15 protein-coding genes are annotated in these 15,221 nt (G+C 69.0%); 4 read left to right on the top strand and 11 right to left on the bottom strand.

The window, feature by feature from the left end:
- Nucleotides 1-46 precede the first annotated feature (46 nt).
- Nucleotides 47-2,428: a phosphoenolpyruvate synthase gene (gene ppsA, locus ACFU5V_RS02665; protein ID WP_378696602.1), complete on the bottom strand. Its 2,382-nt coding sequence runs from the start codon at nt 2,426-2,428 to the stop codon at nt 47-49.
- A gap of 11 nt (nt 2,429-2,439) precedes the next feature.
- Nucleotides 2,440-3,279, bottom strand: a complete 840-nt coding sequence (locus ACFU5V_RS02660; RefSeq protein ID WP_378437961.1) for a pyruvate, water dikinase regulatory protein — start codon at nt 3,277-3,279, stop codon at nt 2,440-2,442.
- 180 nt (nt 3,280-3,459) lie between these two features.
- On the opposite strand from ACFU5V_RS02660, the gene ACFU5V_RS02655 reads away from it, so the two are divergent.
- The gene (locus ACFU5V_RS02655) at nt 3,460-4,203 is read left to right on the top strand and encodes an NRDE family protein (RefSeq protein ID WP_378696600.1); all 744 of its coding nucleotides are present in this window, start codon (nt 3,460-3,462) and stop codon (nt 4,201-4,203) included.
- A gap of 37 nt (nt 4,204-4,240) precedes the next feature.
- Here the strand turns inward: ACFU5V_RS02655 and ACFU5V_RS02650 are convergent, their stop codons facing one another.
- The 3 genes from ACFU5V_RS02650 to ACFU5V_RS02640 all read right to left on the bottom strand — a co-directional run bounded on the left by ACFU5V_RS02650 (nt 4,241) and on the right by ACFU5V_RS02640 (nt 6,799).
- Entirely contained in the window at nt 4,241-4,651 is a 411-nt protein-coding gene (locus ACFU5V_RS02650; protein WP_378696598.1) for an HIT family protein, read from the bottom strand.
- A 74-nt stretch (nt 4,652-4,725) separates the two neighbouring features.
- A complete protein-coding gene (gene purB, locus ACFU5V_RS02645) occupies nt 4,726-6,147 on the bottom strand; it encodes an adenylosuccinate lyase (RefSeq protein WP_378696596.1) in 1,422 nt (473 codons plus the stop codon).
- A gap of 22 nt (nt 6,148-6,169) precedes the next feature.
- A complete protein-coding gene (locus tag ACFU5V_RS02640; protein ID WP_015888636.1) occupies nt 6,170-6,799 on the bottom strand; it encodes a TetR/AcrR family transcriptional regulator in 630 nt (209 codons plus the stop codon).
- Between the two features lie 99 nt (nt 6,800-6,898).
- Between ACFU5V_RS02640 and ACFU5V_RS02635 the strand changes: the two genes are divergently transcribed.
- The gene (locus tag ACFU5V_RS02635; protein WP_378696594.1) at nt 6,899-8,410 is read left to right on the top strand and encodes an alpha/beta fold hydrolase; all 1,512 of its coding nucleotides are present in this window, start codon (nt 6,899-6,901) and stop codon (nt 8,408-8,410) included.
- Here ACFU5V_RS02635 and ACFU5V_RS02630 read toward each other — a convergent pair.
- The 6 genes from ACFU5V_RS02630 to ACFU5V_RS02605 all read right to left on the bottom strand — a co-directional run bounded on the left by ACFU5V_RS02630 (nt 8,397) and on the right by ACFU5V_RS02605 (nt 12,807).
- The gene (locus ACFU5V_RS02630; protein ID WP_378696592.1) at nt 8,397-9,077 is read right to left on the bottom strand and encodes a DUF998 domain-containing protein; all 681 of its coding nucleotides are present in this window, start codon (nt 9,075-9,077) and stop codon (nt 8,397-8,399) included. The genes ACFU5V_RS02635 and ACFU5V_RS02630 overlap by 14 nt on opposite strands.
- A 92-nt stretch (nt 9,078-9,169) precedes the next feature.
- Entirely contained in the window at nt 9,170-9,766 is a 597-nt protein-coding gene (locus tag ACFU5V_RS02625; protein WP_378696590.1) for a PepSY domain-containing protein, read from the bottom strand.
- A gap of 105 nt (nt 9,767-9,871) precedes the next feature.
- Nucleotides 9,872-10,291 (bottom strand): DUF1707 domain-containing protein, encoded by a 420-nt coding sequence (locus tag ACFU5V_RS02620; RefSeq protein ID WP_378696588.1) that lies wholly within the window; start codon nt 10,289-10,291, stop codon nt 9,872-9,874.
- A gap of 56 nt (nt 10,292-10,347) precedes the next feature.
- Nucleotides 10,348-10,635, bottom strand: coding sequence for a PLDc N-terminal domain-containing protein (locus ACFU5V_RS02615; RefSeq protein WP_378696586.1), 288 nt, complete (start codon nt 10,633-10,635; stop codon nt 10,348-10,350).
- A 91-nt stretch (nt 10,636-10,726) separates the two neighbouring features.
- Nucleotides 10,727-11,893: a pyridoxal phosphate-dependent aminotransferase gene (locus tag ACFU5V_RS02610; protein ID WP_378696584.1), complete on the bottom strand. Its 1,167-nt coding sequence runs from the start codon at nt 11,891-11,893 to the stop codon at nt 10,727-10,729.
- Between the two features lie 23 nt (nt 11,894-11,916).
- The gene (locus tag ACFU5V_RS02605; RefSeq protein WP_378696582.1) at nt 11,917-12,807 is read right to left on the bottom strand and encodes a LysR family transcriptional regulator; all 891 of its coding nucleotides are present in this window, start codon (nt 12,805-12,807) and stop codon (nt 11,917-11,919) included.
- A 149-nt stretch (nt 12,808-12,956) separates the two neighbouring features.
- Here ACFU5V_RS02605 and ACFU5V_RS02600 point away from each other — a divergent pair, with 149 nt between their 5' ends.
- On the top strand, nt 12,957-14,345 hold the full coding sequence (locus tag ACFU5V_RS02600; RefSeq protein ID WP_378696580.1) for an MFS transporter: 1,389 nt from the start codon (nt 12,957-12,959) through the stop codon (nt 14,343-14,345).
- Nucleotides 14,342-15,094, top strand: coding sequence for a 3-hydroxybutyrate dehydrogenase (locus tag ACFU5V_RS02595; protein WP_378696578.1), 753 nt, complete (start codon nt 14,342-14,344; stop codon nt 15,092-15,094). Before ACFU5V_RS02600 ends, ACFU5V_RS02595 begins: the two co-directional genes overlap by 4 nt.
- Nucleotides 15,095-15,221: the final 127 nt, after the last annotated feature.

Below are 15,221 nucleotides of genomic sequence, written 5' to 3'. Positions count from 1 at the left end.
ACTCCCAACGCACTCCGCGGCGCGAAGTGCGTTGGGAGCGGCCGGTTCAGCCGAGTGCGGCCAACCGTGTCCAGGTGTCGACGACGGTGTCCGGGTTCAGCGACATGGACTCGATGCCCTGTTCGAGCAACCATTCGGCGAGATCGACATGGTCGCTGGGCCCCTGCCCGCAGATACCCACGTACTTGCCGCGCGCCTTGCACGCCGAGATCGCCGCTGCGAGCATGTGCTTCACAGCGGGGTCACGTTCGTCGAAGGACTCGGCGACGAGCGCGGAATCGCGGTCGAGCCCGAGCGTCAACTGCGTCATGTCGTTCGATCCGATGGAGAACCCGTCGAAGTGGTCCAGGAACGCGTCGGCGATGACCGCGTTCGAAGGCACCTCGCACATCATGATGACCTCGAGTCCGTTCTCGCCGCGGCGAAGGCCGTGCGAGGCCAGCAGCGAGATGACACCTTCGGCCTCGGTGAGGGTTCGGACGAACGGGATCATGATCTTGACGTTGGTCAGGCCCATCTCGTCGCGGACGTACTTCAGTGCGGCGCATTCCATGGCGAAACAGTCGGCGAAGTCCTTCGACAGGTACCGCGACGCGCCGCGGTAGCCGATCATCGGGTTCTCCTCCTCGGGCTCGTAGAGTTCGCCACCGACGAGCTTCGCGTACTCGTTGGACTTGAAGTCCGACATGCGCACGATCACCGGATGCGGCGCGAAGGCTGCCGCGATCGTCGCGACGCCCTCGGCGACCCGGTCCACGAAGAACTCGCGGGCGCTCGGATAGGCAGCGATAGCCTCACCGATCTGCTCCTTCAGCGGCCCGTCGAGGGCGTCGAAGTCGAGCAGGGCCTTCGGGTGGATACCTATCTGGCGGTTGATGATGAACTCGAGGCGCGCGAGTCCGACACCACTGTTCGGCAGGCGGGAGAATGCGAACGCCTGTTCAGGGGTACCGACGTTCATCATGATCTTGGTGCTGATCTCGGGCATCGCCTCGATCGAGGACTCGGTGACGTTGAAATCGAGCAGCCCTTCGTACACGTAACCGGCGTCGCCCTCCGCGCACGAGACCGTCACCTCGCGACCGGCGGTGAGCGACCGCGTGGCCCCACCGGTACCGACGACGGCGGGAATGCCCAGTTCGCGGGCGATGATCGCGGCGTGACAGGTGCGGCCACCGCGGTTGGTGACGATGGCGCTGGCGCGCTTCATGATCGGCTCCCAGTCGGGGTCGGTCATGTCCGCGACGAGCACCTCACCGGCCTGGAACTCGTGCATCTGTTCCACCGATTCGAGCACCCGGACGGCGCCGGCTCCGATGCGGGCGCCGATCGCCCGGCCTTCGACGAGGACCGTGCCGGTCTCGTTGAGCCGGAACCGCTGCTGGCCGGTCACCGCGGCCCGCGACTGCACGGTCTCCGGACGCGCCTGCAGGATGTACAGCTCGCCGTCGACGCCGTCTTTGCCCCACTCGATGTCCATCGGACGCCCGTAGTGCTCCTCGATCAGCAGCGCCTGGCGGGCGAGCGCCTCGACCTCCGCGTCGGTGAGGCTCAGCAGTCGCCGATCCACGGGCTCGACGTCGACGAACTCCGTCGTCCGGCCGACCGAGCGGTCGGCGGTGTAGACCATCTTGGTCGCTTTCGATCCGACGCCGCGCTTGAGAACCGCAGGACGGCCCGCGCGCAGGGCAGGCTTGTACACGTAGAACTCGTCGGGGTTCACCGCACCCTGGACGACGGCCTCACCCAGGCCGTACGAGGAGGTCACGAACACAGAGTCGGCGAAGCCCGACTCCGTGTCGATGGTGAACATGACCCCGGACGTGCCGATGTCGGAGCGCACCATCTTCTGCACGCCCGCGGACAGAGCGACGGCGTCGTGGTCGAACTTGTGGTGCACCCGGTACGCGATGGCGCGATCGTTGTACAGCGACGCGAACACCTCGTGCATCGCCTGCAGGATCGCGTCGATGCCGCGCACGTTGAGGAAGGTCTCCTGCTGCCCGGCGAAGGACGCGTCCGGAAGGTCCTCGGCGGTCGCGCTGGACCGCACGGCGAACGACGCGTCGTCCGATCCGCCCGACAGCTCCGCGTACGCCGTCCGGATGTCGGTCTCGAGATCGGTCGGGAACGGCTGCTCCATGACCGCCGCGCGGATCTCGCGGCCCGCCTCGGCCAGCGCCTGCACGTCGTCGGTGTCGAGGTCGGCGAGCCGCACGCTGATCTTCTCGGCCAGGACGGTGCCCGCAGCGCTCGGTTGATTCACGAATCGGCGGAACGCGTCGGCGGTCGTCGCGAAGCCGTTGGGGACCCGGACCCCGACGTTGGTCAGGTTGCGGACCATCTCGCCCAGAGACGCGTTCTTGCCGCCGACCTGCTCGAGATCGGCGAGGCCGAGGTCGGCGAACCATCGGACGTTGCTGTTCATGGACGGGCTCCTCAATCGTGACGGTGGGCCCTGCGTGCAAGCACTTGCAGGATGAGTGTGGACATTTCTTCGACGGATTTGGCCGACGAGTCGATGACGGGCAGGTCGTGCGTGCGGTACATCTCCTCCGCACGCTTGAGTTCGTAAGCGCACTGGCGCAGCGACGCGTACGTCGAGTCCGGGCGACGTTCCGTCCGGACCGCGCTGAGACGAGCCGCGGTGGTGATTATCCCGAAGCAGCGGTCCTGCAGATGCAGGATGGGGCGTGGCAGGTCGGTGCTCACCAGATCCTCGTCGACCAGAGGGTAGTTCGCGACACGAAGTCCGTGTTGCAGTGCGAGGTACATGGTCGTCGGGGTCTTCCCGCAGCGCGACGGCGCAACCAGGATCACGTCGGCCTTGTCCAGCGTGCGAACACTTTGGCCGTCGTCGTGTTCGATCGCGTACTCGACGGCCTGCATACGCGCGTTGTAGCGCTTGACATCGCCCACGCCGTGCAGGCGCGCGGGGGTCCGGGCGCCCCGGGTGCCGAGGATGGACTCGACCTGCTGCATGTGCATGTCGAAGAAGTCGATCACCGGTGCGCGGGTCCGCTGCAATTCGTGACGAACGTCATCGAGCGCGGCCGTGACGAACACCAGGGGTGTCATGCCGCGGTCCATCGTGGCGTCGATCCTGCGCACGACCTCGCGGGCGTCGTCGGGCGTGGTGATGAACGGGATCAGTGTCCTCTCGAACCGGTGGTCGGGAAAGTGCAGGAGCAGGGCGTTGCCCATGGTCTCCGCGCTGATCCCGGTGCTGTCCGAGAGGAAGAAAACCGGGATCGTGTCACCGGCATACGTCTCTGTCACCGGTCCATTCCTATCGTCGCCGTCACACGGTGGGCTCCATCCTTTCCTAGACGCTTTTCGAGCTGTCAGGCAGGTCGCAAAACGGGCCGTTGACGAGGTGTTCACGGAGGTCGCGGAACATCTCCGCGGCTACGCTCGGGCCTGCATCCGTGTAGCCGAGAGTGACGAGGAGACGTCCGTATGTGCCTGGTCCTGTTCGCCTGGCATACCCGCCCCGACCTGCCCCTCGTCGTCGCGGCCAACCGCGACGAGTTCTATGCCCGCCCCACCGAACCGCTGCAGCGATGGGACGCCGGCTTCGTCGCGGGCCGTGATCTGCTCGCAGGCGGAACGTGGATGGGCATCTCCGACGCCCTTCGATTCGCGGCCGTCACCAACGTCCGCGACGGCGCCCCCGCCACCGGGCCACGGTCCCGCGGGGCCCTGCCCGTCGACTACCTCCGCGGCCTGCTCTCACCCGCCGACCACGCCGAACAAGTGGCCGCGACCGGCGCCGAATACGGCAGCTTCAACCTGCTCGTCGGCGACCCCGCGGAACTGTGGTGGGTCACCAACCGGCCCCACGGTCGCAGGCAACGCGTCGAACCCGGCGTCCACGGCCTGTCCAACGCCGAACTCGACACCCCGTGGCCGAAGGTGACGGGCGGCAAGCAGGCGTTCGCGGCCGCGCTCGCCGCGGACGACGGCAGCCCCGACGCGGATCCGGGCGCGTACTTCGACGTGCTCGCCGACAGCGACCCGGCGCCGTGGGACGCGCTGCCCGATACGGGCGTCGAACCCGAACTCGAACGCGCCCTGTCGTCCCGGTTCATTCGCCACGGCGAGTACGGGACGCGGGCGTCGACCCTGCTGCGGGTCCGTGCGGACGGCACCTACGACATCACCGAGCGACGCTTCGACGAGAACGGCCCCCTCCCCACGTGAGCGGCAAAGTGTGCTCCCGCACGCTTTGCCGCTCACCTCAGAGGGAGGAGCGGATGACGCCCGCCGTCTGATCGAGCGCGATCCGGCTCGGCGACTTCGGCATTCCGCGCAACCCGAACCCGTCACCGGCAGTGCGCGGCACCACGTGCAGGTGGACGTGGAAGACCTCCTGGCCGGCGGCGATCCCATCGGCCAGGAACAGGTTGACGCCCTGCGCGCGCATCGGCCCGTGCCGCAACGCGGTCGCGATGCGCTGCCCCACCGCGAACACCGCCGCGCCGTCGCCCGGGTCGAGATCGGCGAGACCGCTCGCGTGCCGCTTCGGGACCACCAGCAGATGTCCGGACGTCCACGGGCGGATGTCCATGAACGCCATCACGTTCTCGTCCTCGTACACGACGCTGGCATCGGAACGGCCCGACACGATCTCGCAGAAAATGCAGTTCACGTAGGCACCTCCGGTGCTTGTGCGTGGTTAACGAGTGCAGGCACTCGTCAACCACGCACGGGCGGCGGAGCCGCCTACAGGATGGGGGACGGCTGGTAGGCGGCCGCCTCGGGGTTGGCGTCGACGAGCTTCTGCACCTGCGCCACGACCGTGGCGACCTGCGCCTCGGCGGCACCGATGAACGCCTTCTTGTCGGCGAGGGCCTCGTCGAGGGCGGCCCGGTCGAGGGGCAGGCGGTCGTCGGCGGCGAGACGGTCGAGGAGGTCGGGCTCCTTGCCCTGCTCACGCATCGCGAGCGCGACGGCGACGGCGTGTTCCTTGATGACCTCGTGCGCGGTCTCCCGGCCCACTCCGGCGCGCACCAGCGCCATCAGGACTTTGGTGGTGGCGAGGAACGGCAGGTAGCGGGTGAGTTCCTTCTCGATGACGGCGGGGTAGGCGCCGAATTCAGCGAGCACCGTCAGGAACGTCTCGATGAGTCCGTCGATCGCGAAGAACGCGTCCGGCAGCGCGACGCGGCGCACCACCGAGCAGAACACGTCGCCCTCGTTCCACTGCGCGCCGGCCAGTTCGGCGGCCATCGACGCGTAGCCGCGGAGCACGACCTGCAGTCCGTTGACGCGCTCGCAGGATCGGGTGTTCATCTTGTGCGGCATCGCCGACGACCCGACCTGGCCGGGCTGGAAACCCTCGGTGACCAGTTCGTGGCCTGCCATCAGGCGGATGGTGTGCGCGAACGACGACGGCCCGGCCGCCACCTGCACCAGCGCGGACAGCACGTCGTGGTCCAGCGACCGCGGGTACACCTGCCCGACGCTCGTGAACACGTGCGAGAAGCCGAGGTGTTCGGCGACCTTCTGCTCCAGCGCCTCCAGCTTGGACGCGTCGCCGTCGAGGAGGTCGAGCATGTCCTGCGCGGTGCCCATGGGGCCCTTGATGCCGCGCAGCGGGTAGCGGTCGATGAGCTCACGCAGGCGGGTGAGCGCGACGAGCAGTTCGTCGGCGGCGGACGCGAACCGCTTGCCGAGCGTGGTGGCCTGCGCCGCGACGTTGTGCGACCGGCCGGCCATGACGAGGCTGCTGTACTCGGCGGCCCGCTCGGCCAGCCGGGCCGCGACCGCGACACCGTGTGCGTGGATGTGCGCGAGCGACCGCAGGACCTGCAGCTGCTCGACGTTCTCGGTGAGGTCGCGGCTGGTCAGCCCCTTGTGAACCTGCTCGTGGCCGGCGAGGGCGTTGAATTCCTCGATGCGGGCCTTCACGTCGTGGCGGGTGATGCGCTCACGGTCGGCGATGGAGTCGAGGTCCACCTGCTCGAGCACGCGTTCGTAGTCGGCGAGCGCCTCGGCCGGCACGTCGATCCCGAGTTCCGCCTGGGCCCGCAGCACGGCGAGCCACAGCTGACGCTCGAGGATGATCTTGTGCTCGGGCGACCACAACTCGACGAGTTCGGGGCTGGCGTAACGGTTGGCAAGGACGTTCGGGATGCGGCTCACGAGTCCTCAGTTTACGGCGGCGCTACAGCTCGACGTGGTCCGGCCGGTCGAGGGCGGGCGCGACGACGTCGACGACGTCGAGCAGCATCGCCCGGGCGAGGGCCCGCAGGTCGGGGTCGTGCTCGCCGAGCGCGGTGACCACGGCTCCGTCGACGACGGCGACGAGGCGCCGGAGTTGTTCCTGCCGGACGTCGCGGTCGGAGCGCCGCAGCGCCTCGGTGAGGACGTCGTCCAGTTGCGCGCGCAACCGCAGTTGGACTTCGCGCAGTTCGGGGCGGCGCGCGCACGCGGTGAACCGCTCGTACCGGGAGATCAGCCTCTCGCGGCAGTCCTCACTGATGAGGGCCGGTCCGACGAGCAGGTCGAGGAGGAGGTCGACCGTCGATTCACGGCCGCGGCGCCGGTGCGTGACGTCCTCGACCCGGCCGCGCATGACCGCGAGGTCGCGGTTGCCGTTGCATTCGACGGCCTTCGCGATCAGGTCGTCCAGAGACTCGAAGTAGTAGGTGGTCGACGCGAGCGGAAGGTCGGCGCGGGTGGCCACCGAGCGGTGCCGGACCGCGTCGAATCCGCCCTCGAGAAGGAGATCGGCGGCAGCCTCGACCAGCGCCTGTCGGCGCCGTTCGCCCTTCGGAGTTGCCGCGGATGACACCAATTCATCCTGCCAGCCGCGGGTGCCGCACCAGGGCAGATTGGGCGACAGACCGCGAAGTATGTGGGTGGCGGCGCGCACCCGCGTAGCGTCGGGACGATGCGGGTGTCGGTGCGGCTACTGGCCCTGGGATGCGCGGCGGCGGCGCCGATGGTCCTGGCGTCGGCGTGCGGGTCGGACGAGGATCCGGCGCCCGTCTTCACCGCCGCCGCGTGCCCATCGCCGAACGTTCCCGGACTGCCGCAACTCGACCTCGGCGCCGAGTTCACCTGTGGCACCCTGACCGTGCCGGAGGACCGCTCCCGTCCGGACGGACGACGCATCGACCTGGCCGTGACGCGGCTCGGTGCCACGTCCGCGACCCCGCGACCCGACCCTCTCGTCTACCTCACGGGAGGTCCGGGCGGGCCCGCGTCGGCGAGCGCCGCCCAGGTCACACCGCTCGGGCTGAACCGGGACCGCGACGTCCTGTTCCTCGGCCAGCGCGGCACCATGCATTCCGACCCCTTCCTGGCATGCCCCGAGATCGACGAGTTCCAGGCGGCGCAGACGGGTCTGAGCCCGCTCGATCCGGCGACCGCACCGCTCGACGTGGAGGCCACCCGGACCTGCCGCGACCGGGTCACCGGGGGCGGTTACGACCTCGGCGCCTACAACACCGCGGAGAACGCCGCCGACGTCGCGGATCTGCGGGTGGCGCTCGGCCTGGACGAGTGGAACGTGTACGGCGTCTCGTACGGCACCGACCTCGCGCTCACCGTGCTCCGCGACCACCCGGACGGCATCCGCAGCGTGGTGCTGGACTCGGTCGTGCCGACGCAGAACAACATCATCGAGGGCTTCTGGCCGGGTGCCGCCGAGGGCTACCGGGCACTGTTCGACGCGTGCGCGGCTCAGCCTGCGTGCGCCGCGGCCTACCCGGGCCTCGAGGACGAGTTCACCGCGACCGTGAACCGCCTGGCCGTCGCACCGCTGACCGTCGACCTGTCCGGCAGGCGCGTCGTGCTCGACGGGTACACGTTCGCGAATCTGGTCATCCAGCAGAGCCTCGCGCCGGGCAACTACGCCGGACTCCCGGCGCTCGTCCACGCGACCGCCACCGGCGACGGCGTCCCGGCCGCGACCGCGCTGCTCGGCACGGTGACGCCGCCCGGCCTCATCGGTTACGGACTGACGTTCGGGGTGTTCTGCGGTGAGCAGACGGCGTTCACCGACCGTGGGCGGGTTGCCGCCACCGCGAAGCGGGTGCTTCCGGACTTCCCGGACGCGGTGCTGTCGCTGGTGCCGCAGGCGGCCCGGATCTTCGACGACTGCGACGTCTGGGACGTGCCCGCGTCCGGCGCCCGCGTGCACGAGCCCACGGGTAGTGACGTGCCGACCCTGCTCCTCACCGGGTCGCTGGACGCCGTTACTCCGCCGTCGCAGGCGCGCATCGCTGCCGGCACGCTGTCGCGGTCCGAGGTGCTCGAGTTCCCCGGGCTCGGCCACGACGTGCTGCAGTCCTCGGACTGCGCGCTGGCCGTCACGGTCGGCTTCCTCGAGCACCCGACCGGCGGCTACGACACGAGTTGCCTCACGCGAGTGCAGATGCCGGTGTTCACGACCGGGTGAGTGCCGAAGGCCGGCAGGCGAGGCGACGGAGCCGCAGGGCGATCGCCACCAGCGCCGGGAACGTCACGACGAGCAGTGTCATCCGCTGGAGGAGCCCGGCGACCTCGTGCAGCGGTGCGCCGCCCGGCATCGCGAACCGGCCGAGCACCACGAAACAGCCCAGACCGAGAATTCCGGCGATCCCGACGTACCGCGCCAGGCCGCGCCACCGCGGATCGGCGGCGAACCGGCACGACAGCACCACCAGGGCGAGGGCGCTGCACGAGAAGAACGTGACCCCCGCGATCACGTGGTGGCCCGGGTCGTAGGGCTCCCCTGCCGGATCCTCACGCAACGGGAACACCGCGGCGAGTATCAGCCCCACCGCCGCCACGCCGAGCAGAGCGGGCCCGGCCCAGCCGTACCGCGTTGTCGCGATGCCGCGGTGCAGTCCGATCGCGAAGATCGTCAGCAGCACGGCGAAGACCAGGAAATTCACCTGTTGGATCCATCCGCGCGGGTCCGCCTCGAGAGCACTGATCGGGTCGGCGACCCGGCTGTAGTCTTCTCGGCGCACTGCCTCCTGGACGAGAAATCCCGCGGTGAACAACACCGGACCCGCGACACCCGCGCGGGCCGCCCACCGCTGGAAGCCGGGGCGTGACACGCGAACTGACGTGGTGATCATGACCACGACGCTAGGGCGACGTCACCGCCCGGACATCGGGCAACCTACCCATCTTCCCGGGGCGGTCACCTGAGTCGTTCTACCCACTGCGGTCAGTTGTCGGGAAGCACGGCTCCGGTCGCCTCGTCGACGTTCACGTCGTAGTCCCAGCCCTTGGCGTCGCGGATGTGAATGTGCCACACCGGCTTACCGTCCCGCTGCTGCTGCTCCGAATTCGCGACCGTGCCGCCCGGGACCGTCGCGAGGGCGATCTGCTCGGCCTGCTGCTGGGTGACCGCGCCGGCGGGCGGAGCGGGTGCGGCCGTCGTGGTGGTCTGCCCGTCCTGGCTGTCGGACACCACCGTGCCGGTCGCCGCGTCGACGTTCACGTCGTAGTCCCAGCCCTTGGCGTCGCGGATGTGGACGTGCCACACCGGCTTACCGTCCCGCTGCTGCTGCTCCGAGTTCACGACCGTGCCGCCCGGGACCGTCGCCAGCGCGGTCTGCTCCGCCTGTTCCTTGGTGACCGCCGCGGCCCCTGCCGCGCTCGTGGCGGTCGGCGACGACGTCATCGCAGCGGTGGCCGACATCGTGGCACTGGCGGACGTCGACGGGGTCTCGCTGCTGTCGGAACCGCATCCGCCCAGCAGCAGCGCGGAGGCCGCGACTATCGGGATCAGGCTCGCACAGCGCACAATTCTGCTGGTCATCGTGGCTCCTCGATCGCTCGACGGCGTCAAACCTGCCTGTCAGAGTACGGGAGCCACAACCGACCTCGCGGTAGTTTTCGCCAGTTCTCGGCCCGAGTCAGACCCTCACCACGCCCGGCACGACCGCCGTCCGAAGCTGCGCCGGGCGAGCACGAGCCAGACGATGGGCAGGAAGACGAGCGGGGGGACGCGGACCAACGCGACCCACAGGATCGCGGCGAGGATCGCCACCACGAACACGAGTACCCGCAGCGCCGCCGCCTCCCGACCCGGGTCGCGTCGCACGCGCACCCGTTCGGGTTCGGACGTGAAGCGCTGCTTGTCCGGAAGGTCCGCGAACAGCGGCACGAGGTCGCCGGCGGTCTTGGCGAGATACGCCGCCCGCACCCGCGCGTCGAATTCGTCGGTCTCGAGCCGCCCGGCTGCGAAATGTTCGGCGAGTGCCGCCGCGGCTTGCTCCCGTTCCACGGTCCCGATGCGGACTCCGCCAGGAAGGGGTGGCTGTGGATGACTGATGTCGCTCATGTCGTCGCCTCGCGCCTGGTTTGTAACACTGTAATCCTAGCCACAGTGTAGGCCTTCTATTCCTGGTCGTGCCCGTGGAAACCTTGCCGGCGCTGTTCCTCCGCACGTTCGCGGCACCGCCGCACGAACTCGGCTTCCTCCGGGTCGGCGGGCAGCCGATCACGAGGAATCTTCTGCGGCCGCCCGGCCACCAGCCAGAGCACCGAGCCGACGAGCGGAAGCAGCAGTACTATCACCAGCCAGCCCTCCTTCGAGAGGTTCCGGAACTGGTCGTCGTCGGTGGTGACGGCGTCTGCGAAGCACAGGACCCACAACACGAATGCGAGCAACGCGACGTACAGCATCGCCGTTCTCCTTGCCTGGCGCGCCCGAACACGCAGTGCGCCCAAGTCCATCGAACAACTGCTGCGGCGGCGCCGCAAGAGCGAACCGCGCCTACAGCCAGCGGCCGAGGCGCACCAGTGATTCCCGGACCTCGGCCGTGGATCCGGCGAACGACAACCGGACCGTCTTGTCTCCGTGGACGGTGTCGAAATCGATGCCGGGTGCCAGCGCCAGACCGGTGTCCTGCAGAAGCCGCGAGCACCATTCCGTCGACGTCGCGCCGTGGGATCCGCCGAGCAGGTGCCCGATGTCGGCGTACACGTAGAACGCGCCGTCGGCGGGCGCCAGGTCCGTGATGCCGAGCTCCGGGAGCCCGGTGAGCAGCAGCTCCCGGTTGACGGCGTAGCGCTGGACGTGCCCGTCGAGTTCGGCCCGCGATTCCTCGGTGAACGCCGCGATCGCCGCGTACTGCGAGATGGCGGGCGGGCACACCGTCATGTTCGACGCCAGCCGCTGCAACGGCCGGCGCAGTCCCTCGGGCACCAGCATCCAGCCCAGCCGCCAGCCCGTCATCGAGAAGTACTTCGACACCGAGCCGATGACGACGGATTCGCGCGACGTCTCCCACGAACTCGTCATCGCCTGCTCGCCGTATCCGATGCCGTGGTAGATCTCGTCGGAGATCAGCAGCGTCCCGTGGGCGTCGCACCAGCGGGCGAGGGCGGCCAGTTCGCCGGGGTCGATGACGGTGCCGGTCGGGTTGGCGGGGCTCGCGACGATCAGTCCGGCCGGCGGCTCGGGCAGGGCGTCGAGCATCGCGACCGTCGGCTGGAACCGGGTGTCGGCTCCGCAGTCGATCTCGATGACGGTGCAACCGAGCGCGGCGAGCGTGTTCCGGTAGGCCGGGTATCCGGGGCGGGCGACCACGACGGTGTCGCCGACGTCGAAGGCGGCGAGGAACAGCAGCGTGAACGCGCCGGAGGAGCCGGTGGTCACGACGACGTCCTCGGCGTCGACGTCGATGCCGGACTTGCCGGCGTGGTATCCGGCGATCGCCTCCCGCAGCGGCAGGATCCCGAACGTCTCCGTGTAGCCGAGCAGGTGCCCGTCGAGCACTTCCCGCGTCGCGCGGAGCACCGGCTGCGGCGCGGGCGTGGACGGCTGCCCGGCCGCGAGGGTCAGCACGTCGCCGTGGGTGCGCTGACGTTCGGTGGCGGCCTTCCACACGTCCATCACGTGGAAGGTCTGGATGTTGGACCGCTGGGATTCGGGACGCACCCCATGACGCTAGCGTGACGCGCTCACTCCCCCGCCAACGCGTCCCGCTGCGATTCCACCGTCTCCCGGATCGCCCCCACCACCGCCGCGACCTCCGGTCGTCGCAGCGACTCGGGCCGCGCCACGAGCCAGTACGCCAGTTTCGCTTCGACCTGCCCCGGCAGCACCCGCACGAGGTCGTCGTGCCGGTCGGCCATGAAGCACGGCAGCAGGCCGATCCCAGCCGACGCGCGGGTGGCCTCGACGTGCACGAACACGTTGGTCGACGTCACCGATTCGCGCATCGAGACGGTGAGCCGGCGTGCGAGGTCGAGTTCGTCGACCTGCAGCATCGAGTCGATGAAGTAGACGAGGGAATGATCGGCCAGATCGTTCACCCGCGTCGGGGTGCCGTGTTCGGCCAGATACGACTGCGCGCCGTACAGGCCGAGGGTGTAATCGGCCAGCCACAGCGCCTCCGCCCGGTGCACCTGCGGTTTGCCCACGACGATCTCGATGTCGAGTCCCGAGCGATGCTGCGACGCCCGGCGGGTGATCGCGACGATCTCCACGGACACGTCGGGGTGCCTGCTGCGGATCAGCGCGCCCGCGGGCGCCGCGATGTAGGCGCTGAACCCGTCGGTCGCCGACACGCGCACGACGCCCTTCAGGTGGTCGGCACCCCCGGGTTCGGCGACGAGTCCGTGGACGGCGGCCTCCACGCGTTCGGCTGCGGTCAGCGCCTGCCGCCCGAGGTCGGTGAGCTCCCACCCGCCGGTGGCCTTCACGAGGACCCTGCCGCCGAGGCTCTTCTCCAGACTCGCGATCCGGCGCGAGATGGTCGTGTGGTTGACCCCCAGGTCGTCGGCGGCGGTGTTGAAGCGGCCGGTCCGCCCCACAGCGAGCAGGACGAGGAGGTCGTCGGCGCTGGGCATGGACGTTTCCGGGGTCACTTCTGCATATTTGCACATGCGGGTTGCAGGTTGCGTCATTGTGTGCGCACAAATATGCATCAATACTCGGCAGGACCAATGAACTGTGCCCCCAGTCACAAAAGGGTGCGGAGTGTGAAGAGGAGCGACAGATGAGCGTCGACGAAACAGCGCACGCGAAGGAAGCCCCGCCGTCCGGGCTGAAGAAGGTGGTCGGCGCATCCATGGCCGGCACCGTCGTCGAGTGGTACGAGTTCTTCCTCTACGGGACCGCGGCGACGCTCGTGTTCAGCAAGGTCTTCTTCGCGGCCGGGGGCAACGAACTCGACGCGATCATCGCCGCGTTCGTGACCTACGCCGTGGGCTTCGTCGCCCGGCCGCTCGGCGGCATCGTCTTCGGTCACTTCGGCGACAAGTTCGGCCGCAAGCAACTGCTGCAGTTCAGCCTCCTGCTCGTCGGCACGGCCACGTTCCTGATGGGCTGCCTGCCCACCTTCGGCCAGATCGGGTACTGGGCCCCCGCCCTGCTCGTCACGCTCCGCTTCATCCAGGGATTCGCCGTCGGCGGCGAGTGGGGCGGCGCGGTGCTGCTGGTGGCCGAGCACAGCCCCAACAAATCCCGCGGCTTCTGGGCGTCGTGGCCGCAGGCCGGTGTGCCCGCGGGCAACCTCGTCGCGACCGTGGTCCTGCTGATCCTCACGACGACGCTGTCCGACGAGTCCTTCCTCAGTTGGGGCTGGCGTGTCGCGTTCTGGCTGTCGGCCGTGATCGTCCTCGTCGGCTACTACATCCGCACGAAGGTGACGGACGCGCCGATCTTCATCCAGGCGCAGAAGGAAGCCGAGCACATCAAGGAGACGTCGTTCAGCGTCTTCGAGGTACTGAGGCGCTACCCCCGCGGCGTGCTGACGGCGATGGGCCTGCGTTTCGGCGAGAACGTCATGTACTACCTGGTGGTCACGTTCTCGATCACCTACCTCAAGGTGGTCGTCCACACGGACACCGCGCAGATCCTGTGGTGGATGCTGATCGCGCACGCCGTGCACTTCGCGGTAATCCCGCTCGTCGGCCGGCTCTCCGACACCATCGGTCGCCGTCCCGTCTACATGATCGGCGCGCTCACCGCGGGCACGTGGGGCTTCTTCGCCTTCCCGATGATGAACAGCGGGCACAACGCCGTCATCCTCGGAGCGATCATCATCGGCCTGGTGTTCCACGCCTTCATGTACGCCGGCCAGCCGGCGATCATGGCCGAGATGTTCCCGACGCGCATGCGGTACTCCGGCGTCTCCCTCGGCTACCAGGTGACGTCGATCGTGGCCGGTTCGCTGGCGCCGATCATCGCGACCAGCCTCCTCAGCAAGTACGACTCCGCCGTTCCGATCGCGATCTACCTGGCGATCGCCTGCCTGATCACCGCCGTCGCCGTCGTCGTCGCCCGCGAGACGAAAGGCATCTCGCTCGAGTCGATCGACGCGGCGGACGCGCAGATCCTCGCGGACGAGAAGGCCGCGGACGCGAAGAACGAGGTCCGGGCATGACCGAACAGAATCTGGCCGGGCGCACCGCGCTCGTCACCGGCGGCGCCAGCGGCATCGGCGCGGCCTGCGCCCGGGCACTCGCCGCCCGCGGAGCCCACGTCACGGTCGCCGACCTCGACGACGTGGCCGCCAAGAGCCTCGCCGACGACATCGACGGAACGGCGTGGCACGTCGACCTCCTCGACACCGATCCGCTCACCGAGTTGCGGCTCGAGACGGACATCCTCGTCAACAACGCCGGGATCCAAACCATCAGTCCCATCGAAGAGTTCCGCCCCGAGGACTTCCGGCGCATCCAGACGCTGATGGTCGAGGCGCCGTTCCTGCTGATCCGTGCCGCCCTGCCGCACATGTATGCGACGGGTTTCGGGCGCATCGTCAACGTGTCGTCGGTGCACGGACTCCGCGCCTCGGCGTTCAAGGCCGCGTACGTCACCGCCAAGCACGGGCTCGAGGGACTGTCGAAGGTGACGGCCCTCGAGGGCGGCCCGCACGGCGTCACCAGCAACTGCGTCAACCCCGGATACGTCGTGACGCCGCTGGTGCAGAAGCAGATCGCGGATCAGGCGCAGGTGCACGGCATCAGCGAGTCCGAGGTGGTCGAGAAGGTGATGCTCACCGAGAGCGCGATCAAGCGACTGGTGGAACCGTCGGAGGTCGCTTCCCTCGTCGCGTGGCTCGCGTCCGCCGATGCCGGCATGGTCACCGGCGCCTCCTACACGATCGACGGAGGTTGGACCGCCCGCTGACGTGGTGACGAAACAGGCGTGGGGACACCCGGGGTCCCGTAGTGGGCCCCCCCTCTTCTCACCCTTTCAGCTCACCGCACCGAGCCCCTACCCCCCCCCCCCACCCCCCCCCCCTCTTCCCTCCACT

Origin of the sequence: Rhodococcus sp. NPDC057529 (assembly GCF_042802055.1) — a bacterium.
In the GTDB taxonomy this organism is placed as follows: domain Bacteria; phylum Actinomycetota; class Actinomycetes; order Mycobacteriales; family Mycobacteriaceae; genus Rhodococcus_F.
The sequence above is the reverse complement of the archived record's forward strand: the minus strand, read 5'-3'. Positions and strand labels throughout refer to the sequence as shown.